Origin of the sequence: Mycobacterium marseillense (genome assembly GCF_010731675.1) — a bacterium.
GTDB classification, from domain to species: Bacteria; Actinomycetota; Actinomycetes; order Mycobacteriales; family Mycobacteriaceae; genus Mycobacterium; species Mycobacterium marseillense.
Genome location: NZ_AP022584.1, coordinates 107,602 through 129,446 on the forward strand (window position 1 = coordinate 107,602; position 21,845 = coordinate 129,446).

Annotated in this window: 22 protein-coding genes; 10 read left to right on the top strand and 12 right to left on the bottom strand. The window is 63.7% G+C overall.

Features of this window, described 5'->3' with window-relative positions; translation table 11 throughout:
- Window positions 1-5 precede the first annotated feature (5 nt).
- Complete coding sequence (locus G6N26_RS00430) at window positions 6-1,100, bottom strand: dihydrodipicolinate synthase (protein WP_083016300.1); 1,095 nt, start codon at window positions 1,098-1,100, stop codon at window positions 6-8.
- A gap of 131 nt (window positions 1,101-1,231) precedes the next feature.
- Between G6N26_RS00430 and G6N26_RS00435 the strand changes: the two genes are divergently transcribed.
- The 3 genes from G6N26_RS00435 to G6N26_RS00445 are packed head-to-tail and all read left to right on the top strand — an operon-like array spanning window position 1,232 to window position 4,589.
- Window positions 1,232-2,470, top strand: coding sequence for a cytochrome P450 (locus G6N26_RS00435; protein ID WP_083016304.1), 1,239 nt, complete (start codon window positions 1,232-1,234; stop codon window positions 2,468-2,470).
- Window positions 2,471-2,485: 15 nt separating this feature from the next.
- A complete protein-coding gene (locus G6N26_RS00440) occupies window positions 2,486-3,550 on the top strand; it encodes an NAD(P)H-dependent amine dehydrogenase family protein (protein WP_067171643.1) in 1,065 nt (354 codons plus the stop codon).
- Between the two features lie 40 nt (window positions 3,551-3,590).
- Complete coding sequence (locus G6N26_RS00445) at window positions 3,591-4,589, top strand: hypothetical protein (RefSeq protein WP_067171644.1); 999 nt, start codon at window positions 3,591-3,593, stop codon at window positions 4,587-4,589.
- A 65-nt stretch (window positions 4,590-4,654) separates the two neighbouring features.
- Here G6N26_RS00445 and G6N26_RS00450 read toward each other — a convergent pair whose 3' ends face one another.
- Together G6N26_RS00450 and G6N26_RS00455 are read right to left on the bottom strand one after the other, a co-directional pair.
- Window positions 4,655-5,458 carry an SDR family NAD(P)-dependent oxidoreductase gene (locus tag G6N26_RS00450; RefSeq protein WP_067171646.1) on the bottom strand — a complete coding sequence of 268 codons (804 nt, stop codon included), beginning with the start codon at window positions 5,456-5,458 and terminating at the stop codon, window positions 4,655-4,657.
- A gap of 15 nt (window positions 5,459-5,473) precedes the next feature.
- On the bottom strand, window positions 5,474-6,253 hold the full coding sequence (locus G6N26_RS00455) for an SDR family oxidoreductase (protein ID WP_067171648.1): 780 nt from the start codon (window positions 6,251-6,253) through the stop codon (window positions 5,474-5,476).
- A 334-nt stretch (window positions 6,254-6,587) separates the two neighbouring features.
- Between G6N26_RS00455 and G6N26_RS00460 the strand changes: the two genes are divergently transcribed.
- From G6N26_RS00460 to G6N26_RS00470, 3 genes are read left to right on the top strand one after another with little or no spacing between them, the layout of a single operon-like run.
- The gene (locus tag G6N26_RS00460) at window positions 6,588-7,658 is read left to right on the top strand and encodes a spirocyclase AveC family protein (protein ID WP_083016308.1); all 1,071 of its coding nucleotides are present in this window, start codon (window positions 6,588-6,590) and stop codon (window positions 7,656-7,658) included.
- A 54-nt stretch (window positions 7,659-7,712) separates the two neighbouring features.
- Window positions 7,713-8,816, top strand: a complete 1,104-nt coding sequence (locus G6N26_RS00465) for an NAD(P)H-dependent amine dehydrogenase family protein (protein ID WP_225323246.1) — start codon at window positions 7,713-7,715, stop codon at window positions 8,814-8,816.
- A complete protein-coding gene (locus tag G6N26_RS00470; protein WP_083016312.1) occupies window positions 8,813-9,592 on the top strand; it encodes an alpha/beta hydrolase in 780 nt (259 codons plus the stop codon). The genes G6N26_RS00465 and G6N26_RS00470 overlap by 4 nt, the downstream gene beginning before the upstream one ends.
- A gap of 25 nt (window positions 9,593-9,617) precedes the next feature.
- On the opposite strand, the gene G6N26_RS00475 is transcribed toward G6N26_RS00470, so the two are convergent.
- Window positions 9,618-11,228, bottom strand: coding sequence for a class I adenylate-forming enzyme family protein (locus G6N26_RS00475; protein ID WP_083016316.1), 1,611 nt, complete (start codon window positions 11,226-11,228; stop codon window positions 9,618-9,620).
- 165 nt (window positions 11,229-11,393) lie between these two features.
- Here G6N26_RS00475 and G6N26_RS00480 point away from each other — a divergent pair, with 165 nt between their 5' ends.
- The 4 genes from G6N26_RS00480 to G6N26_RS00495 all read left to right on the top strand — a co-directional run bounded on the left by G6N26_RS00480 (window position 11,394) and on the right by G6N26_RS00495 (window position 15,108).
- Window positions 11,394-11,870, top strand: a complete 477-nt coding sequence (locus G6N26_RS00480) for a nuclear transport factor 2 family protein (protein ID WP_232067632.1) — start codon at window positions 11,394-11,396, stop codon at window positions 11,868-11,870.
- 132 nt (window positions 11,871-12,002) lie between these two features.
- Complete coding sequence (locus tag G6N26_RS00485) at window positions 12,003-13,235, top strand: CaiB/BaiF CoA transferase family protein (RefSeq protein ID WP_083016320.1); 1,233 nt, start codon at window positions 12,003-12,005, stop codon at window positions 13,233-13,235.
- Entirely contained in the window at window positions 13,232-14,464 is a 1,233-nt protein-coding gene (locus G6N26_RS00490; RefSeq protein WP_083016324.1) for a cytochrome P450, read from the top strand. The genes G6N26_RS00485 and G6N26_RS00490 overlap by 4 nt, the downstream gene beginning before the upstream one ends.
- 59 nt (window positions 14,465-14,523) lie before the next feature.
- The gene (locus tag G6N26_RS00495; RefSeq protein ID WP_225323245.1) at window positions 14,524-15,108 is read left to right on the top strand and encodes a hypothetical protein; all 585 of its coding nucleotides are present in this window, start codon (window positions 14,524-14,526) and stop codon (window positions 15,106-15,108) included.
- On the opposite strand, the gene G6N26_RS00500 is transcribed toward G6N26_RS00495, so the two are convergent.
- The 8 genes from G6N26_RS00500 to G6N26_RS00535 are packed head-to-tail and all read right to left on the bottom strand — an operon-like array spanning window position 15,077 to window position 21,805.
- Window positions 15,077-15,715: a TetR/AcrR family transcriptional regulator gene (locus G6N26_RS00500; RefSeq protein ID WP_067171662.1), complete on the bottom strand. Its 639-nt coding sequence runs from the start codon at window positions 15,713-15,715 to the stop codon at window positions 15,077-15,079. The genes G6N26_RS00495 and G6N26_RS00500 overlap by 32 nt on opposite strands.
- 12 nt (window positions 15,716-15,727) lie before the next feature.
- Entirely contained in the window at window positions 15,728-16,897 is a 1,170-nt protein-coding gene (locus G6N26_RS00505) for a lipid-transfer protein (protein ID WP_067171663.1), read from the bottom strand.
- Window positions 16,894-17,346, bottom strand: a complete 453-nt coding sequence (locus G6N26_RS00510) for a MaoC family dehydratase (protein ID WP_083016328.1) — start codon at window positions 17,344-17,346, stop codon at window positions 16,894-16,896. Before G6N26_RS00510 ends, G6N26_RS00505 begins: the two co-directional genes overlap by 4 nt.
- A complete protein-coding gene (locus G6N26_RS00515) occupies window positions 17,343-18,452 on the bottom strand; it encodes an acyl-CoA dehydrogenase family protein (RefSeq protein ID WP_083016332.1) in 1,110 nt (369 codons plus the stop codon). Before G6N26_RS00515 ends, G6N26_RS00510 begins: the two co-directional genes overlap by 4 nt.
- Before the next feature lie 20 nt (window positions 18,453-18,472).
- Complete coding sequence (locus G6N26_RS00520; protein WP_083016335.1) at window positions 18,473-18,886, bottom strand: Zn-ribbon domain-containing OB-fold protein; 414 nt, start codon at window positions 18,884-18,886, stop codon at window positions 18,473-18,475.
- Window positions 18,886-19,437, bottom strand: coding sequence for an FAS1-like dehydratase domain-containing protein (locus G6N26_RS00525; RefSeq protein ID WP_083016339.1), 552 nt, complete (start codon window positions 19,435-19,437; stop codon window positions 18,886-18,888). The genes G6N26_RS00520 and G6N26_RS00525 overlap by 1 nt, the downstream gene beginning before the upstream one ends.
- Window positions 19,434-20,633 (bottom strand): acyl-CoA dehydrogenase family protein, encoded by a 1,200-nt coding sequence (locus G6N26_RS00530; RefSeq protein ID WP_083016343.1) that lies wholly within the window; start codon window positions 20,631-20,633, stop codon window positions 19,434-19,436. The genes G6N26_RS00525 and G6N26_RS00530 overlap by 4 nt, the downstream gene beginning before the upstream one ends.
- Window positions 20,633-21,805: a cytochrome P450 gene (locus G6N26_RS00535; RefSeq protein ID WP_083016347.1), complete on the bottom strand. Its 1,173-nt coding sequence runs from the start codon at window positions 21,803-21,805 to the stop codon at window positions 20,633-20,635. The genes G6N26_RS00530 and G6N26_RS00535 overlap by 1 nt, the downstream gene beginning before the upstream one ends.
- Between the last annotated feature and the right edge of the window lie 40 nt (window positions 21,806-21,845).

The window sequence follows — 21,845 nt, forward strand, 5'->3', positions numbered from 1 at the left end:
ACACGTTATGACCATTTTTGGTGCATAGCACCCACGTTCGGCAAGCCGAGTTGGATCGCGCCGAACACCGGGGCGGTCACGATGCCTGGTGGTTGGGCAAGCACGTAGGGAATGGCGCGAACCGCGCCCATCGCGATCATCAGGTGACCAGGCATGGCGTGCTGGCCCGAAGGCGCCACGCCATCGAACCCCACGTCGAGCTGGAGTTCAAAGCTCGGCTCACCTTTGATGACCGCGCGGATCAGCGGCGCCTTCTCGCCGGGCGCCAGCGGTGCCATGCCCCACTGGGGAAGGTCGCGGGTGAGCACCCATTCCTCGTGAATGGCCAGCAACGGGCGCCCCGACCAGTGGCCGACCCACGAGAACCGCTGCCCGACAACCGTTCCCGCCTCGATCGTGCCCGCCAGGACCTCGATGTCGTGCGGCAGCGTGGTGGCGTCGACCTCCACATCGATGTGCGAGAGTGTGATTCCCAGTACGTCGGCCGTGGCGTTGAGGGCCTGGCGGTAGGCCATGTCGAGCTTCTTGATGATCGGGGAGTCAATGCTGACATCTTCCGGCGGTCTGCCCATGCCCATGAGGTCCACCAGCATCGGCCGACTATCCACGGCCGAAACGTCGGTGGCCTCGTAGAGATCGATGCGGTCGATGGTCTTGCTCAGCCCTGTCACCGTCGCGACGAGTCGTTCGAACATGAAGCCCGGGTTCTCGCCCGCCGCGTGAAAGCGTGACCCGCCCTGATGGCACGCGCTCGCAAAGGCCGATGCGGTCTGCACGCCGTAGGTGGGTAGGTGGTTGTACGACGTCGTGGTGATGACGGTGCTGCCCGCCGCCAGAACGCGGCAGATGTCCTCCGCGTTCGTCTCGATGGCGTGGGCCTTGCTGGCCGCGTGCACGACGACATCGGCACCCAGGGCGATGATCTCGTCCTTGTCCGCCGTGGCGATCACGCCCGTCGTCGGTGGCAGCCCGCAGAGCGCGCCGGCGTCGAGGCCGGCCTTTCCCGGGTCGTACACCAGCACACCCACCAGCTGATAATGCGGATTCTCAATAAGCTCCCGCAGCGCGGCCCGCCCGACGGCGCCGGTCGCCCATTGCACGACTCGAATGACCAATCGAATGCTCCAGGTTGCGCTTTCGGATTTCCCTGAGGTTCTGGTTGGTTCAACCTACATCATGTAGGTTTGCAACCGACAAGGTGTAGGTTGAACGTCCGTACGGGAGGTGGCACGTGGCGGAGCCTTCGGTTACTGACGACATCGAGCAACGCATCCGCGAGGCGCAGGAGAAGTTCAACGCCGGAATGGGCGCCGACGGCGACGCGACCCCCTACCCGCTGCTGCGCGAGCTCCGCACCAAGGCGGCCGTGCACCCGGGCTGGCCGGAGATGGGCGGTCCCGAGGACGGACCTGAGGGCACGAAGACCTTCACGGCGTACTCGTTCGACGCGGTCAAAGCCGTCTTCACCGACAGCATCACCTTTAGCACCCGGATCTATGAGGACGTGGTGCGGCCGCTGCAAGGTCCGACGATCCTGGAGATGCAGGAACCCGAGCACGCGACGTATCGCAGGTTGCACGAATTCGCTTTCGCCAGATCCTCGATGAAACGCTGGGACACCGAACTCGTTGGGCCCCTCGTGGATCGCACGATCGCGAGGTTCCGCGACGACAAGCGCGCCGACTTGGTCACCGCGGTGTTCATGCCGATCCCGGTCCGAATCATCGCCGCCCTACTCGGGTTGCCCGAATCCGATATCGGTGAGTTTCACCGGCTGGCGATCGACCTGCTGGGCTTTCGTGCCGATATGGACACCGCGATGAAAGCCTCGGCGGAGATGAAGGAGTACTTCGTCGGAGTCCTGGCCGACCGGCGAAAGTCGCCGAAGGACGACATGGTGACCATCTTGTCCCAGGCCGAAATCGACGGGGTCAAGATGTCGGACGAACAAATCTACGGATTCATGCGCAACCTCCTGCCCGCCGGCGCGGAGACCACGTCACGCTCGACCGCCAGCCTCGCGTTCGGCCTGTTGACCCACACCCACCAACTCGATGCGGTGCGCGACGACCGCAGCCTGTTGCCCCAGGCGATCGAAGAGGGCATCCGGTGGGAGACGCCGCTGCTCAACTTCATCCGGGAAGTCAGCGCCGACACCGATTTTTTCGGGCACCATATCCCGAAGGGTTCGACGATGGTGGTCAACCTCGGCAGCGCCAACCACGACGAAACACGCTGGGACGACGCCGAGTCCTTCGACATCTTCCGGGAGCGCAAGCCGCACATCGGATTCGGCCACGGCGCCCACGTCTGCTTGGGAATGCACCTGGCGCGGTTGGAGAGCACCAAGATCTTCAACGCGCTGCTCGACGAACTGCCGGGGCTGCGGCTCGACCCCGACGCACCGCCGCCCTACGTGACCGGCACGATGTTTCGTTCGCCGCCGCGCCTCGACGTCGTGTGGGATTAGAGGAGATCGCCTGACATGACTCGTGTGATCCAGTGGGCTACCGGGGTAACCGGAACGATGTCGTTGCGGCACGTCTTGAGCCGGCCGGACATGGAACTGGTCGGCGTGCGGGTCTACGACGCGGGAAAAGCCGGGATCGACGCGGGCACGCTGTGCGGGGTGCCCGAGGCAGGAGTGCTGACGTCTGCCGATCGCGATGCGATCATCGGCACCGAAGCGGACGTCGTGCTCTACATGGGCAAAGTGGAGACCGACACGCCGGGCTGCTTCGCCGATGTCTGTGATCTGTTGACCTCGGGCAAGAACGTGGTGGCCACCGGAAGCCGGTTTGTCCATCCTCGTTCGCTGCACGAATCGCTGGCGGACGCAATCGAAAAGGCTTGCCGTGCCGGCAGTTCCTCGTTTCTCGGCGTGGGTCTATATCCGGGCTTCGTCGGTGAGTCGCTCACGCCGATCCTGTCCCGGCTGACCGAGCGCACCAATCGGATCAGTGTGCGGGAGGTGCTGAATTACTCGACCTATGCCAGCCACGACCTGATCTTCAACGCGATGGGCTTCGGTCACGCGCCCGATGATCCCACCCCGTTGCTGACCAACACCGACTACGCGGCGAGCGCATGGATCGGCAGCGCGACGGTTCTTGCGCAGGCGCTCGGACTCCGTATTCGGTCCGTCGAGGGGTTCCGCGAGGTCGTGACGACACCGCGGGCGCTGACGGTGGCCGCCGGGGAGATCCCAGCCGGAACCGTGGGCGCCATGCGCTTCGGCGTCGTGGCCGACTGCGGAGAAACCACACTCGCCGTCGAACACCTCACCAGGATGGCCGACGACCTGGCCCCCGACTGGCCGACGGAGATCGGTTATGCGGTGACCTTCGAGGGCACGCCCAACATGACCCTTCAACTCGTGATCGGCTCCCACGAGGAGGACCACGCCGAGCAGGGCTGTCTGGCCACCGCCATGCACGCCATCAACGCCATCCCTGCGGTGATCGCGGCTGAGCCAGGACTCTACGACTTGTCGACGATCACCCCGTTCGTCGCGCACTGGACCGGACGCGGCGTCATACCCGCCACATAGGCGCCTACCCTGCGTTGCCGCGGCGAAGCGAGGAGAGTTAATGCCCAAATCAATTGATTTTGAGGTCCTTCGCGATATTCCGACCCGCGACCACTATCGGCGCGAATGGGCCCCAAGCCCAGGGATGGGACTGTCGGGAATCTGGCTCGGCGCCGTCGTCGCCGACGCATCCGGTCACAACTACTGGGGGGTGCGAGGATGTGACGACTTTCTCACCGGAATGACTCACGTCGTGTCGCCGGTGTGCGGATTTCGCTCGCTGCCGAAAAATCTTGACATCGAAGCGCCCCACCTTTACCCCGAGTACTCGACGATCGACTGGTACGAACCGCTGCAGTACGCCGATGATGGAGAGACGGTGCAGCTGTCGTATCCGAGTGGACGGATCGAACGCGATGCCAACGAGTTCCACTGGTATGACGCCAGCAACCGATGGGAAATACACGGGCGGACCGTCAGCGACATCGTCCTCACGCACGTACCCGCGCAGGACGGCATCGACGACGACGTTTACTACCGCCATGAGCTGATGTATGCCACCGGCACGGTCGACGGTATCGAGGTAGCGGGCTACGCACACCAGGACTTCGCGTACGGACCACCGAAAAAGGTGTACACCGAACTTCCCATCGCCCGGCAGCTGCAAGGTATGTGGGTGTCCTGGCTGCACGAGTTCGACGATGGGCGGTTGGGCGGCGGCAGCTTCTGGCAGGGCCGCGAAGGTGTGGATTTCGGTCCGGGCTATCAGCTCAAAGATGGTGTCACCACGGTGCACGACGATGTCACCGCGGAGCCAACGTTCAATAAAGCCGGACGGATGAGAGCGCTGGACGTGACCATCGGCACCGATTCATACAGCTTCGCGTTTGAATCCGGCGGCAGCCCGCTGCACGTCTTCGGCTCCGTGACAAGCACATTGTCGGGCGTGCGGCCAGCGCGAAGCTGGTGCTGGGTGGAGTACACCGGAAATATGCTGACACCGGCGCTGCTCGACGCGGCTACCGCGGTGTTCGCGCTGGCGCGTGGGCTCGACCGATGAGGTTGGCCGGCAACCGCCCACTACATCGACGAGTTCGCGCGCATTCGAGATAGGCCGACCGAAGGTCAGATAAAGTCGGAGCCACCGTCGACGTTGACGGTGGCGCCTGTCACGTAACCGTTTCGCCGTGACGCCAGATAGGCGGTGGCGGATGCGATCTCTTCGGGCAGTCCGGCGCGGCCGACATCGCAGGGATGACCGTACGTGGTCTCGACCCAGGTCATCACGTGCTTTGGATCCGATGCGTCGAGCCCATCAGCGGCAAGAACCTCCCGCAAGTTTTCGGTGAAGCTAGCCGTCACGATGGTACCTGGGCAGACGCAATTGACCAGGATGCCCTCGGCGCCAAGACTTTTAGACAGGTTTTTGGTGAAGCTCGACAGAGCCGATTTAGCGGCCGTGTAGGCGACCAGGCGCGAGCTCTGGCGCTGGATCGAGTGCGCCGAGAGTGTGACGATGCGGGCCCATTCCGCCGATCGCAACAGTGGCAGCGCGGCCCGCACCGAGCGCACAGCGGAGAGTGTGCCGAGGTCGAATGCGGCGTACCAGTCGTCGTCGTCGAGATCTTCGAACGCGCCCGCATTCGGACCGACGGTGTGCACCAGGACATTCAGGCTATCCCAGGCATGACCAACGGACGCAAACGCCGATGTGACGGACTCGGCATCGGACATGTCCACGCTGATCGTCAGCACTTCGGGAGCGCCGGCGGCGCGGATTTGTCTCGCAGCCGAGTCCAATGCAGTCTGGCCGCGCGCCATGATCGCCACCGAAGCGCCCTCGGCGCCCAGACTTTCGGCTATCGCCAACCCCATTCCCTTGCTGCCTCCGGTGACGACCGCCGTTGCGCCGTCGAAACCCAGGTCCATCGGGTAGGCCTTCCTTTACCGGCTGCCGGTGAATGTGGGCTGGCCCTTGATGATCCGGGGAGCCAGGTGAACGATCTCGCTGACCACGGTGGGGTTCGCGTGCGACATGGCGATGAGGGAAAGGATTGCGTTGGCCACGTCCTCGACGGTGGACATATCGTCCGGAATTTGACCACCGCGCGCCCAGCTCCGGTAAAGATCAGCCAACAAGTCGCGATCGGCCCCACGCAGGATTTCGGTGTCACAAGTGGGGCCGACGCTGACGCGGATCACGGCGAGCTCGGGATGTTCGGCCCGCCAGGAGCGCAGGATCTCATCGAGCGCGGCCTTGCTCGCGTGGTAGGCAGCCACACCCGCGCGGGGGCGGCCGACATCGTGGCTCGACGCGATGACGACCGTTGCGTTGTCGGTCAGGTGGGGGAGGGTCGTTCGCAGTACGTGGGAGGCGCCCACGGCGTTGACGGCGTACGCGTGCAGCCAGGTCTCCACGTCGGTGTCTTCGATCAGCGCGAACGGCACCACGGCACTGGTGAATACGACGGCGTCGAGCTTCCTGAAATTGGCAACAACGCTGCTGATGACGGATTCCACGGCGCGCGGATCGGACACGTCGAGCTCGTGTGCCGATCCTCCGAGCCGATCGGCCAGTTCTGACAGGCGGTCTATCCGCCGCGCGGCGAGTGCCACCGCCGCACCCCTGGCGTGGGCGGCAAGGGCCAACGCCTGTCCGATGCCGGAAGATGCCCCGACGATCAACATCCGCGTCCCCGCGATGCTGGAGTGCCGGTCGCTCATACTGTGCTTCCTTTGGGTGATTTCATGATGGACGACTGCACAGACGCTACCCCGATTCTCGCATGAGAGAATTATTATTCTCATTCGGGTACCGGCTGAGCTCCGATCAGGGACGGACCGGCGGTCAACGGCAAGGTGCTGCCGGCCGGAACGTCGGCACACCCGCGCAAGCACCAGACCAAATTCAGCCGAGTTCAGCCGAAAGCTTGTTTGCGAAGGGCGAAAACGCATATTCTCGACTGGTCGAGGGTCCATGGAGTCTGACGATTGACAACGCTGAGCGAGCACGTGCCACCGGTGTGCGAGGTCGGGCTACGCTGCGGGTGAGGCTGGCATGACGAACACCGTGGACGCGGCAAGTGAATCAGGCGCCGTCAGGCCTGCGGACACGGGTATCAGTGGTTTGTCATGGCCGTCTAGGGCCGGGTGGGGCTTGTTCGTTATCGCTTACCTGGCCTTTGCGGTCGTAACCGTCGCGACTGTCCAGTCGGGCACTCACGGGGATGCGCGCACAGCTAACCCCACTCCGGGCCCGGCGCCCTATCCGCCGTTCCTCGGCTTCGATAATTGGCCGCTGGTCGTCGCGCTGAGTTCCATCCCGCTGGCGACCGGTCTGATCGCAACGCTGGTGTGGCTCTCGGTACGACAGCGCAAGGTGCATTGGGCAGTGGTGATCGCGTTCGCCGGCCTGATCACCGGCGCGCTGGATCCGTTGGCCAACTGGGCGACGTTCGCCATCTTCGACCCGCGCATGCTGCACTTCCCGTCGTCATGGCCGTATATGAATATTGCTCCGAACCTCGAGCCGGCGCTGTCGTTCCTCGGGGGTTATGCGGCCTATTACCTCCTCAGTGGGCTGGGAATCCTCCAACTGCACGACAGCTTTTTGGATCCGATAGTCCGGCGCACCAGTTGGCTTGCGCGCCACCGCCTTGCCGCGGTCTTCCCGGGCGCGTTCCTCATCGCGATGCCGCTCAACACGCTCGTCCAGCTCACCTGGTTAAGGTTCGGCATCTTTTACTACTCCGAGGCGGTCGGACCCGTCCTGCGGATCCACCACGTGCATTTCCCACTCATCATGGCGGTGTACGACTCGTTCATCTTTGCGATGGTCGCGGTCATGTGCGTCCGCGACGATGGCGGCGAACTCGTGCTGATCACCCGGATCGCGCGCCGGATTCCTGCGCGACCGGGCCGCAACAAGGTCACACTGACGCGCCAGCTCCTCGTTTCGGCTGCAGTGGGTCTGGTGTCGTTCGGCATACCCCTGGCGGTGCTGGCCGGCCTGCGCGCTGCAGGGCTGTCTGAACCCGCTTACGAGCAGAACCCGTATCCGAATCTCAAGGTATACGACCCTTACGGGCATCTCGAGGAATCGGGCAAGCCGGGGCCTTTCTACAAGTGATCCACTTCGTTCGAGTCGTACCGGCTCGGTTGATAGTGAGCGGAAGGAGCGGCGATGACTGATGACGCCGTCGATCGGTACCGTGTCGTCCACATCGGGACAGGGCTCACAGGAAGAGAAGCGTTGCGGGCAACGATTCTAGACCCGGCCCTGGATCTCGTCGGCGTAAAGGTGTCAACGCCGAGCAAGGTCGGAGCCGATGCGGGCCTACTGTGTGGTGTCGAGGGGGTGGGAGTGACGGCAACAGCAGACCTAGCGGAAATCATTGCGCTAAAGCCTGATTGCGTGTCCTACTGCGCAACAGCGGTCCGCCGGGAGGAAGACGCAATCGCGGATATCGCCGCGCTGCTGGAGTCGGGGATCAACGTCGTGACGATCTCCACAATCCCGATGGTGTACCCGGACGCCGCGCCGCATCACTGGCGTGAACCGCTTGATTCGGCCGCCAAAAGGGGCGATTCGACGTTCTACGCGACCGGTAGTGAGCCCGGCTTCATCAGCCTCAATCTTCCGACCGCCCTTCTCTCCGGTGCGGGCAGGGTGAGCTCCTACCGGATGGATGAATACGCGGTCGACTTGGACAGGGCTTATCCCATTTGGGATGTGCTGCATGAGTCGATGGGTTTCGGCAAGCCGGATGGCCACGTCCCGGCCCGTATCGCCTCGGGCAAGGTGAATCATGACTGGGAGACGGTCGTGCGCTATATCGCGGACCTGCTCGGCATCGAACTCGACGGCGTAGAACTCGACTGGGAGACATTGTTGGCCCCTGTCGATCTGCCAACGGCCCTGGGCGTGGTGCCGGCGGGCACGATTTGTGGGCACCGCTGGCGGCTGGCCGGAGTGGTCGGTGACCGAAAAGTGGTCGCCGTGCAATACTTCGCGACCGTGAGTTCCACCCCGTGGCCCGAACAGTGGCCCAAGCCTTCGCGTGAGGGACAGGGCGGCATGGTTTTTCGTGTTGAAGGCAACCCCAGTATGAGCCTGGAACTGTATTTGGAACAACCGAGCGATCAGCGGATCAATCCGGGGATCACGGCCACCGCAATGGCCGCGGTGAACGCCATTCCTAGCGTGGTGGCCGCGCCGCCGGGCGTCATCGAATCACCGCTGGCCGGAGCCGGAATCGTTAGTCGACTCTCCCGCACCCGACGGTGACCGTATTCGCGCTGCTGCACGGCGGGCTGCTTTACGGCTCCTGCTGGGATGCGGTGCGTAGAGAGTTGCGGCGGCGAGACCACCGCGCGATCGCACCAGATCTCCCCGTCGACGACGACTCGGCAGGAGCGCTGAAGTGGGCACAAGTGGCGATCGATGCGATCGAGCGAGAAGTTGACGGCGCTCCCGAGGATGTTGTCGTTGTCGCACACTCGATCTCGGCACTGTGCGCACCCGTCGTCGCCACCTTGTACCCGGTGCGCCACATGGTGTTCGTCGGTGGGCTCCTGCCCGTCCCCGGCCAGTCGTTCATCGACCACCTTGGCGCCAACCCCGACGCGATCACATTTCCCGAGCCGCAAGAGCATGGTAAAGGCCCGTTCGGCCTTACCTGGGAGTCGGTGCGCGAAGGCTTCTACCATGACTGCCCGGAAGCGTTGGCACGTCGAGCATTCGAGGAACTGAGGTACCAATCATTCACCGTCTTCACCGAGCGGTGTCCGATCAGCCGCTGGCCCGATACGCCGTCGACTTACGTGCTCATGCGGGACGACCGCGCGGTGGGGGAGTCGTGGGCCCGGCGCAATGCGGTCGCCAGGATCGGGGCACAGGTCGTCGAATTGGACGGCGGCCACTCGCCCTTCTTTGCCCGCCCTGGCGAGGTGAGTGCGGTGCTCCTGGGTTTAGGGGATCGCAGAGGCGCTGCACGCCATACCGTTGACGCTGATGACCGCGAAGATGCCCAATGGTCAGGCTGTCAAGGCAATCCAGACTGACGGCGAAGCTTGCCGACTCAGCCCCCTAAGGCCGTGTCAGCATCTCGCTGAGCTGCTGGGCCAGTTCCGACTTCTTGAGCTTTCCCGTCGCGGTGAACGGCAGGTCCTGCTTTGCGGTGACCCAGACGAATTTCGGTACCTTGTACGCCGATAGCCTCGCACGCAACTGCGCGCGCAAGGACTCGCCGTCGAGCACCGATTCGCCGCGCGGCACCACCGCCGCGGCGACCACCGTTCCGCCATCGGTCTCGGCGCCGACCACGTACGCCTCGAGCACGCCGTCGCAATCGGTCAGCGCCGATTCCACTTCGCTGGGTGTGACGTTGGTGCCGCCGCCCGTCTTGATCAGCTCGCCTAACCGCCCCGTGAATTTGATCCAACCGTCGTCGTACCCGATGCCGCAGTCGCCCGTGCGGTAGTAGCCGTCCGCGGTGAACACCTCCTCACGCTCACGCTTGTGCAGGCGTTGCATCAACGAGTATCCGCGAACCCAGATTTCGCCTGGCGTGCCCACGGGCACCGGCTGGCCTGTACCGGGGTCGACCAGCAGATGGTGCAGCCCTTCGATTGGCAGACCGCCGGTTTCGGACCGATCGGGCGGCTGCGGCAGATACGGGTCGACCCCGATGTGATTGCCACACAGTTCCGTCATCCCCAGGCCACTCGAGCCCTTGGGCTGACGCTGGGGCGGCACCATCGCGGGCATGCTGGTGCGTTGCACAGAGCTCAGGTCGCGTACGGGAAACTCGGGATGCTCGGCCAGCGTCTTGCCCTGCTGCGGCCAGCCCAGCGTGATCGTCGCGCGGTGGCGCTCTATCAATTCCAGCGCTTCTGCTGCGTCGAACGCGGGTTGGGTGACTAGTGTCGCGCCGTGGTGGATCACCGCGAGTAGCCCTGTGATCAGTCCTCCCACCCAGAAGAAGGGCATGGCTGTGAACATCACGTCATCGTGGGTGACGCCGTACATGAACGTGAGATTGTAGGTGTGCCGCACGAGTGTGCCCTGGCTGTGCACGGGCCCCTTTGGGTCGCCGGTACTGCCCGAGGTGTAAATGATGGTCACGTCATCGGCTGGTGTCACACACAATTCCACGTCGACCAGGAAGTCGGCGTCGTCGGCCGACATCTCGCGATCACCGTCGATCGCGGTCATCCACGGCTGATCGGATGCTCCCCACACCGCAATGGTCCGCAGGAACGGTGCTTTTCGTACCGCGATATGGCCGGGCTCGCGCTGATCGGCCAGCCCTGGCAGCGCTTCCTGCAGTCGGTCCACAAAGTCGTGGTTGCGAAACTGCGACGATGCGAAGATCGCGCGCAGATCCGCATGGCGTGCGGTCCAGGCGAGTTCGGACGCCTTGTAGAACGTATTGAGCGGCACCGCGACTGCGCCGATGCGTGTGGCGGCAAACCAGGCTAACGCCCAGTCGATGCTATTCGGTATCAAGATTCCGACGTGGTCCCCCTTGCCTATCCCCTCGGACAACAGGGCGACCGCCAGCGCAGCTGAACGGCGGTCAAGGTCGCGATAGGTCAATTCCTGCCCACCCACGATGAGGAACGGCTTGTCCCCGAAGCGTGCCGCGCAGGACCTCACCAGAGCAGGAATCGTGGGCACGATGTTCGGGAAGGGCATGACCGCAGGATAGTAGGATTTACGCGAAACGAGAACATAGGTTCTCATTTGGCTTCCGCTTACAATTCGGCCATGGCTACCGAATCGGAGCGTTGGGCCGGCCTCGATCGATTGGACCGGCTGGAATCGAGCGTCGCGATCAGTCAGTTGCCCAGCCGGTACGCCATGGCCCTCGACGCGCGCGATCTCGGCGAGCTGGTGGCGCTGTTCGTCGACGATGTCGATGCGGGCGCCGAGGGTCGCGGCAGGGATGCCTTGAGGCGCTGGTATGACCGGGTGCTGCGGCGTTTTTACCGCAGCATTCACTTGATCTGCGGCCATCAATTCGATTTCGTCGACGCTGACCACGCCATCGGCTCTGTGTATTGCCGCGCCGAACACGAGGACGGCGACGGGTGGTTCGTGATCACGATGCTCTATGACGACGTGTACGAGCGTCGCGACGGCCAGTGGTATTTCGTCAAGCGTCGGGAGCATCCTTGGTACTCAGTCGATGTGACCGAGCGTCCCGGTCCGGAGTTCATGCGCTGGCCGGCAGACATCACGTTGCGCGCGGCCATGCCCCATCGCATGCCGACCTGGCGGTCCTTCTGGGCCGACGGAGACGCTGCGCTTCCCGGGCATCTGTCAGCGCGCCCATAGCATCCGACCGGGTTGCGCGCACGTCGGCGCGGTTTACAAAACCCGCCGAAACTGACATTCTCGTTTGATGTAAGCAGGCGTTTCCGCCGTTGCTAACCTGTTAGTGCGCTCGCACCCATACCACTGCGATCAATGGAGGCCACCATTTCCGTCGACAAAGTGCTCAATGGTGTTCGCGTGCTGGAGGTCGCCGCATGGACCTTCGTCCCCTCGGCCGGCGCCGTGCTGGCGGAGTGGGGCGCCGAGGTGATCAAAGTCGAGCCGCGCGAGGGCGGTGACCCGCAGCGTGGCCTCGTCACGATGGGCATCGTGGACGAGGGCGGTGGCACGGTCAACTACATGATTGAGATCCCGAATCGGGGGAAGAAATCGATTGGCGTCGATCTGAGCACTCCCGTCGGGCAGGATGTCATCCGTAAGCTCGCGGCCACATGCGACGTATTCCTCACCAGTTATCTGCCGAGCCGCCGCAAGAAGATGGGCATCGACGTCGATGACATCAGAGCCGCGAATCCCGGCATCGTGTATGTGCGCGGGTCGGGCCACGGCCCGAAGGGCCCCGATTCGGACAAACCGGGCTATGACGGCGTCTCTTATTGGGCTCGCGGCGGCATCGCCACCATGCTCACCGAAGGCGCAGACGAGTTGGTGCGGTCGCGTCCGGCGTTCGGAGATCTGCTCGGAGGCATGGCAATTGCGGGCGGGATCGCGGCCGCGCTGTACAAGAAGGCGACCACCGGCCACGGGTCGGTTGTCGATGTCTCCTTGCTCGGGCTCGCGGCGTGGAACCTCAGTCCGGATGTCGCAGTGAGCCAGATCCACGGGGGTAGCTCGATCCCGAACTACAGCCACGCCGACGCGCCCAATCCATTGGTGGGGACCTACCGCACCAAGGACGACCGCTCCATCCAACTGATGATGCTGCAACTCGACAAGTTCTACGCGGAAGCGATGCGCGCCATCGGCCTCCCGGAATTGATCGATGACGAGCGATTCGCCGATCCGGCATCGCGATTCGACAATCGGACGGAACTCATCGCACTCATGGACGAGGTGTTCGCACGACGCACACTCGCCGAATGGCGCGAACAGTTGTCCGGAATATCCGGCGCATGGGGCGTGGTGCAGACACCGGAAGAGCTCTGCCATGACCCGGCGGTGACCGCCAACGGCTATGTCGCGAACACCACAACGATGAACGGTTCGCCGTACTCGCTGCCCACCAACCCCGTCCAGTTCGACGAACGGCCCGTCGTCCCGCCGGGCGCACCCGAACACGGCCAGCACACCGAAGAAGTACTGATGGAAGCAGGATTGGACTGGGACACCATCGCGAGTTACAAGGAAACCGGAGCGATCCTATGAGCGCAACGCAGTCACAGATTGCGTCGGATAACCCTGTCGACTTTGACCCGTTTTCGGACGACTTCTTCAACGGGGCGTTCGACACCTACCGGCGCCTGCGCGACTCGGCCCCCGTCTATTACAACGCAAAGTGGGACTTTTGGGCCCTGACCCGCTATGACGACGTCGCGCCCGCCACCAAGGATCACAAAACCTTCTCGTCTGCTAAGGGCGCCACCCTCGACATGGTCAAGGCGCACGACGACGCGCTGCCGGTCCCCAAAGTGATCATCTCGATGGACCCCCCCGAACACCAGAAGATGCGCAGGCTGGTAAGCAACGTCTTCACCCCGCGCGCCATCGCCGCGCTGGAAGACATGGTGCGCGAGAAGGTTTACGAGCGCATCGATGCGCTCGACCCAACGTCCTTCGACGTGGTGGCCGACTTCTCGGCCTTGTTTCCGAACGAGGTCATCACCACCATGTTGGGAGTGCCGAAGCAGGACCGCGACCAGATTCGGCTCTGGCTCGATCTGCTGCTCGAACGTCGACCGGGCGAGATCGCCACCACCGCCGAGGGTTACGAAGCCTCGACGAAGACTGGCATCTACTACTACAACCTGGTGCAGAAGCGTCGGGCCGAACCCCGCGACGACATGATCAGCCGTCTCATCGAGACCGAGATCGAGCGAGACGGACAGGTTGAGAAGCTCACCGACGTGGATATCACCGGGTTCGCAACGATGCTCGGGGGAGCGGGCGCGGAGACCGTCACCAAGCTCGTCGGCAATGCCATGGTCGCCTTCGCCGACTTTCCCGACCAGTGGCAGAAGTTGCAGGAGGACCGCGCCAAGATCCCTGCGGCAATCGAAGAGTTGTTGCGTTACGAGGCGCCGTCGCAGTACCAAGTCCGTACGGCCACTCAGGACGTGATGTTGCACGGCAAGGTAATTCCCGAAGGAAGCTCCGTCTTGCTGGTCACGGGATCGGCGACGCGCGATGAGCGAATGTTCCCCGAACCCGACCGGCTGGACATCGACAGGGAGCGCAAGATGGGCTTCAATCTCGCGTTCGGGTACGGCGTGCACAGCTGCTTGGGGGCGGCGCTCGCGAGGATGGAGAGCCGCATCGCGCTGGAGGCGCTGCTCGATCTCCTCCCCGAGTACGAAGTCGATCGCAGCGGGTTGCGGCGGGTGGCGATGTCCAACGTGTGTGGGTGGTCGAATGTGCCGGTGCGCAAAACGGACTGAGTTGTGTTCGGCGCTGATGAACAGCACACTGTGCGCAATCGTTCGAGAAAGTCGAGAGAATGATGTCTGACCGAATGACTCGGCACCGCAGAATCGCCCACGCAAAATGGGAGACCTACGCGAAGGCACCGGAGACCGGAAAGATCACCTACGGCGACGAGTGGATCTACGCACCGGACGCCGTGATGATGTGCCCCCTGTTCAACGACGGTGCCGAGCTGCCCATGGCCGACCTGGCGTCCGAGAAGGTGCTGGCGGCCATGCAGAAATTTGCGCCGGACGGCGACATGCTCACCTGCGAATTTCGCATGTGGTGGAAGCACATGCCCGACTTTCGGATCGTCACCCCGTTCGACTGTACGGCGGCGGACTGGGGTTTCGCAGTCCGCGACACCTATGCGGGAACGCTGGCTGACGGGACGGTGCTCAGACTCCACGAATGGGATTACGTGTGGACCAACGAAGAAGGTCTTATAAGGCGATGGCACTGGTTCGTCGATTCACGGGAGTGGTTCCCGTTCCTCGACCTGATAGGCCTCGATCCCGACGGCCTGACGTACCAGGACTACACCGCCAACTTCCTGCGCGAAGGTAGCTCGCCGGCCGCTGACACTAAGTCGAGTCTCCTGCGGCGGCCAGGTTGACCCGCATCGCGCCCCGGCGCCCGGCGTTCAGGAAACCGCGCACTACGTATGCCCGTACGAAGGCCGCGACCGCCGTGTCATCGCTCATGTCGAGGTAGGGCGAAGGAGTGGTGAACAGCGAGAACAGCATCCGCGCAAACCATTCCGTTGCCGACCGCACATCAAGGTCACTGCGGACCTCGCCCGTCAGTCGTGCGGCCGACACATACGGTGCGAGGAATTCGCTGCATTCCCGCAGCAGGGTCGACGCATTCTTGGTCAACATCAGGCTGACTTCGTCCTGGTCGAAATACGACTCCGGTTCCACCACCCGGCGGGCTTGAGTGACGAAAACGCCCGCCCGGACCAATTTTTCCTCCAGGGTGCTACCGCCGTGGCGGTCGATCGCCTTGGCCAGCCTGCGATAGAAGCCCTGAGACGCCGCCTCCGCGCAGGCCTCGACAATCGTCTCCTTGTCCCGGAAGTACTCGTAGAAGGTGCTTCTGGATACATCTGCGACACGTGCGATGTCGACGATCGTCGTCTTCCGCAATCCGTGCGTCCGGAAGCAGGCGAACGCCGCCGAGATGAGCACCTCGCGTGTGTCGACGGCCGTCGCGTGCGTCATCTGGAATCCCGCTCAGCGATCGGGTGCGAGGATCAGCCCGCTCGTCGGAACACCGGTACCCGACGTGACAAGCACGTGTTCGACGTTGTCAACCTGATTATGGGACGTGCCCCGCACCTGGCGGACACCCTCGGTGATGCCGTTCATGCCGTGGATGTAGGCCTCACCGAGCAGTCCGCCATTGGTGTTGATCGGCATCCGGCCACCCAGCGACAATTCCTCGACCGAGACGAAGTCCTTGGCTTCCCCGCGTCCGCAGAATCCGAGCTCCTCGAGTTGGGTAAAGACGAAAGGCGTGAAATGGTCGTAGAGGAAGGCCGTCGAAATGTCTTGCGGTTTAAGGCCCGAATCCCGCCACAGCTTGTCGCCGACGACACCCATTTCGGGAAGGCCCGTGATCTCCTCGCGGTAGTAGCTGGTCATCACCTCGCCATCGTAGGCGGCGCCTTGCGCGGCGGCCGCAATGACGGCGGGCGGCTGGGCCAGGTCGCGCGCTCGCTCGACGCTGGTCACCACCATGGCGACGCCCCCGTCGCTTTCTTGACAGCAGTCGAGCAGTCTCAGCACGGGCTCGATGATCCACCGCGATTGTTGGTGCTGCTCAATGGTTATCGGCTTCTGGTAAAACCAGGCGTCGGGATTGTTCGCGGCATGCTTGCGGTCGATGACCGAGATCTTGCCGAAATCGGCGTTGGTAACGCCGTAGGTGGTCATGTAGCGCTGGGCGTGCAAGGCGACCCAGGCGGCCGGTGTCATGAATCCAAACGGCGCATAGGGGGCCATCCATAGTGGCGTTACGCCCGCTTGACGGCCGGCGCCCCCAAAGCGGAATCCGGAACGTTCGTTGAACGCGCGGTAGCACACCACCGCCTCTGCCACGCCGGTCGCGACCGCCATGGCGGCCTGCATGACGGTTCCCGCGGCCGCGCCACCGCCGTGTGGGACCCTGGTGAAGAACGTCAAATCCCGGATGCCGGCATTGCGCGCGACCTCGATCTCCTCGTTGTCGTCGACGCTGAAGGTGACCATGCCGTCGATGTCGGCGGGACGAAGGCCGGCGTCGTCGATGGCGGCTTTGACTGCCTCGCAGGCCAGTTGCATTTCACTGCGGCCGGATTCTTTGGAGAACTCGGTTTGGCCGATCCCGGCGAGGGCGGCTTTGCCGCCGATACCGTTGTTCATGCATCCACGCCTTCGAGCAGGCTGAGTACCGCGGTCCCGGAGACGTGATCGCCAAGGCTGTTGGTGCCCTTGAAGGTGACCTCGATGAATCCTTCGCCGTCGGCCGACGATTTGTCCGTGACGGATCCCGTGAATCGCATCGGGTCGTTCGGGTATGCCGGCACACCGAGACGGATGGATAATTTCTTGATCATCGCCTCGGGGCCCGCCCAGTCATGCAGGAACTTCGCGCAAAGTCCGTTGGTCGTCAGGATATTCAAGAAAATGTCCTTCGATCCCTGGGAATTCGCGAAATCGCGATCATGGTGTACGGGCATGTAGTCACGGGATGCGATGGCGCCGGCGACGATCAGTGTGGTGGTCACCGGAACGTCCATCGGCGTGACTTCGTCGCCCACCTTGATGGAGTTCCACGCCAGCGTGGTGGTGCGGTCGACGGTGGAGGTCATGTGTTTCCTTCCGAGTATGCGGCGCCGAGACGGGCGAGTTGTTGAGGGGCCGATCCCAGCGACAGTTCGATTTGCTTGGCCCACAGGAAATAGCGGTGAAGCGGGTAGGTGACGTCGATGCCCATACCGCCGTGGACCTGTTGTGCCGACGCGACGACCCGCGCTCCGGCTTCGGCCGCCCAGAACTTGGCGATGGCGGCCTCGCGGGCCGCGGGTCGGCCATCCGCGATCAGCCACGCCGCGTGCCAGGTGGTCCACCGTATCGCCTCGACGTCGATGAACGCATCGGCCAGCCGCTGCTGCACGGCCTGAAATGAGCCGATCGGCCTACCGAACTGCTCGCGTTGGCTCGTGTAGCTTGCGGCGATCTTCAACGCCCGCTCGGTCACGCCGACCTGCATGGCGCAGAGTCCGACGAGCGCCCGAGTGTACAGCGAGTCGACGGCATCCCGGCCGCCGGCTTTGTTGAGTCGGTGCCCGACGGCACCAGTGAATTCGACGTCGGCGTAGGGCTCGCCGTTGGTGATTTCGGCCGGTGTGACTAGGACGCCCTCGGTAGCCGTCTCGACGACGAACAGGCCCGGCCCGTCGTCGGCGTGTGCCGAAACCACGATGGCGTCGGCAAGCTGCGCGGCGGGCACGAGCTCCTTGGCGCCGTCCAAGATCCAGGCGTCGCCATCGGGCCGTGCGGTGGTGCGTGGGGCGGCCGGGTCGGAGCTTCCCGGTTCGAGGAGCGCGGCGGTCAGGATCGTGCTTCCCTCCACCACCTTCGGTAGGTACCGCCGCTGAATGGTCGAGTCACCATGCCGCGCAATCGTATCCGCGCCGAGCACCAAGGTCGCATAGACAGGCACTGGCGCGACGCTCCAGCCCACTTCCGCGAGCAGCACGCCGAGGTCGAGGAAGCTGCCACCGCTGCCGCCGACGGATTCGGGTAGCGCGATGCCCAGCAAGTCCGACGACGCCAGCTCACGCCATAGCGCGGGGTCGAAACGATTCTCGCCCGAATCCAACTCGGTGAGGTGTTCGGGCGTGGCGCGGTGCTCGAAGAGCTGGCGGGCCACCTTGCCGACGGTCTCTTGTTCTTCGGTGAAGGAAAAATCCATGTTCGCCTGGTGCCTCGTGTTCAGCGCGCGGGCCGGAACTGGTGCAGCACCAGCTCGTCCCCGCTCGGGATTGCTTCGAACTTCTCGTAGAAGACCTCGACGGGCATCCCGACGTCGATGGCTGCCGGTTCGATATCGCACAGGTTCGACACGATGCGGACGCCTTCGTCAAGCTCTATCAGTGCCACGACATAGGGGTATTGGAGGAAGGGGAGTGGCGGGTATTGCGGCATCACGAAGCTGTAAACCGTTCCGCACCCGGTTGATTCGATGGAATCCCAGTTGAGTGACTGGCAATTCCCACACATCGGGCGGGGCGGCACCCGCAACGTCTTGCAGTCGGCGCATCGCTGGATCAGCAGCTTATGGTCCTCAAGGCCCGACCAAAAGAATTCGGTGTCCGGGCTGATCGACGGAGCGAGTCTGGTCGCCATCAGCTTCCCGTCTTGAATCGCAGCGTGCGGAACCATTGGCGGCCGATGACTTCGCCGTTCTGATCGCGGTAGGTGGTCACCCACGTGACGAAGAATCCGTTGCCCATCGCGGTCGTCTTCTCGTCGGAGATCGAGTCGAAAACCGTCTCACCGGTGATCACGTCGCCGACGCGGGGATAGCGTTCGATCTCGAACTCCGAGTTTGTCGCGATGATGCCCGTGTAGCCCGCGTCGGACAGGAATTGCAGCGGATTCGTCTTGATCTCGATCGGCACGCCGCCGCGCTCATGGATGCCGGCGAGCTTGGGCGGAGGCATCGTCCAGCTCTGCAACATCACCGGCGGGGAAACCAGGGCACCGTAGCGGGAGTTCTCTGCGAACTCGGGATCAAGGTAGGCGGGATTCATGTCGTCCAACGCGTACGCCCAGTGCCGGATCATCGCGGCGTTCACCGGATCAGGGGCGCGGGAGGGTCTGCCGACTCCGTCGGTGGGCGTCCCGATCAACGCGTCGAGGCGCTCGCGCAGGTCGTCTTTGGCTAGCTCTGTCACGTGGATTTCCCCTTTCCGGAGGCCCGCGCGTCTCGGGGTGCGCGGGGCATCCCAAGGCCGGCCATAGCGATGATGTCGCGTTGAAGCTCGTTGGCTCCGCCGCCGAACGTGTTGATGACCGCCAGGCGGTATGCGCTCTCCAACTCGCCCTTGAGCGGCGCCGCCGAGCCCTTGCGCACACCGGCTTGTCCCACCACTTCGAGCAGTTCGCGGGCGACCTGCTGGGTGAGCTCGGTGCCGAATACCTTTGCCGCGGAGGCCTCGCCCATCCCGAGTGCGCCCGAGCTCATGGTCGCGTTGACGCGCAGGTTCAGCAGGCGGTAGGCGGCGACTTGCGCTTCGACTCGGGCCAGGGCCTGCCGCACCCAGGGCTGGTCGATGACCATGCCTTCGTCGAGCGGTGTCGTCGATGCCCATTTGAGCGTCTTGATGAACAGCGGCTCCAGGGCACCGAGATTGCCCAGGGCGGCGCGTTCTAGGTTGAGTTGGTTCGTCACGAGCGTCCAGCCCTGGTTTTCGCCGAGCACGATGGCGCTCTCGGGTACCCGGACGTCATCGTAGAAGGTGTAGTAGGTGGACACCCCCGGCATCGTGTGTAGCGGCTTCCAGGAGAAGCCGGGTGAGTCGGTCGGCACGATGAACAGGGTGATTCCCTTGTGCTTCTTGACGGTTGGGTCGGTGCGTGCCGCCAGCCAGATGTAGTCGGCGAACTCCGCACCGCTGGTGAACATCTTGGAACCGTTGATGACGAACTCGTTGCCATCGCGTACCGCGGTGGTACGTAGCGACGCGAGGTCGCTGCCGGCGCCCGGCTCCGAGTAGCCGATCGCGAAATCGACGGTGCCCTTGAGGATCGCCGGGAGGAACTTGGCCTTTTGCTCCTCGGTGCCGTACTGAATGAGCGTGGGGCCTACGGTATTCAGGGTGACAAACGGCAACGGCGCGTTGACCTTCCGCGCCTCCTCCGAGAAGATGTACTGCTCCAGCGCGGTCAGCCCGCCACCACCGTATTCAGCCGGCCAGGCGACTCCGAGTAGCCCGGCCTCGCCGAGAGCACGCCTGCACTCGGTCATCGCGGCACCGCCCTCGGTGAGGTTGGCCACGGCGGCGCGGCGCTCCGGGGTCATCACGGCCTCGAGTCGGGTCCGGTAGTCCTTTCGGAGCTGATCCTGTTCAGGCGTGTAGTCGAAGTCCATCAGTTGTTCGCTCCCAGCCGGACCGGCATGCGTTTCACGCCGGGCACCATGGTGGCGCGAAGTCGTGACACGTCGCCGGTGAGCTCGATCGTGGGATAAGCGCCCAGCAGCACCTCGAACATCACCCGGGCTTCCAGGCGGGCGAGCTGCGCGCCAAGACAGGCGTGCTCACCGGCTCCGAATGCTATGTGAGGGTTGGGATTACGGGTGATATCGAACTCTTCGCAGGTGGGCCCGAAGATCTCTTCGTCGCGATTGGCGGCGCCGTAGAGCATGACGACGGTGTCGCCGGCCTTGATCTGTTGGCCGCGGATCTCGATGTCCTCGGTGGCGTGGCGGGCCATGTGGGTGACCGGGCTGGTGTATCTCAGCATCTCCTCGACCGCGCTGGGTAGCAGCGATGGGTTCGATCGGAGCAGCGCGAACTGGTCGGGGTGGTCGATCAGGGCCAACGTGCCCAATGCGATGAGGTTGCGCGTGGTTTCGTTGCCGGCGACCAACAGCAAGAAGGAGAAGTTGAGCAGATCCGCATCGGACAGCCGCTCGCCATCGACCTCGGCCGCAGCCAGGATGCTCAGCAGATCATCCTGCCCGCTGACCTCGCCGGAGCGCCGCGCACCGATGAGCTTGGTGAAGTATTCATAGAGTTCACCGAGCGCGACGATCGAGTCCAGCTCGATGTCTGGGTCGGCGGTGCCGACCGCCGCGTCCGACCACGCGCGGAATTGCTCCCAGTCTTCGGGCGGGGCACCTAGCATCTCTGCGATCATCCGGGTGGGAAGAGGCGCGGCAATCTCCTCGGCGAACTCGTAATCTCGCGATGGGTCGATACTGTCGATGATGCCCTTCACGATCTGGCGCACCTTGGGCTCGAGCAACTGCACCTGCCGGCGGGTGAAGCCGGAGTTGATGAGCTTGCGGAGCTGCCGGTGGCGGGGAGGGTCGGTGAAAATGAGGTTGCCTTCCTGAACGGGTTCAGGCTGGCTGGGATCCGGAATCGTGATGCCCTTCGTCGACGAGAAGGTGAGTGGGTGGCCCGAAACGTAGCGGACATCCTCGTACTTCAATAGCGCCCAGAAGTTGGTGACGTCGTTCCACACCACTGGCGTCGTGTTGCGGAGTTCCCGGTAGGCCGGGTAGGGATCGCCGGCGTAGAAGTCCGGAGAGTGCAAGGGAACAGTAGAAGTGGGCACCGCATGCCTTCCTTGGACA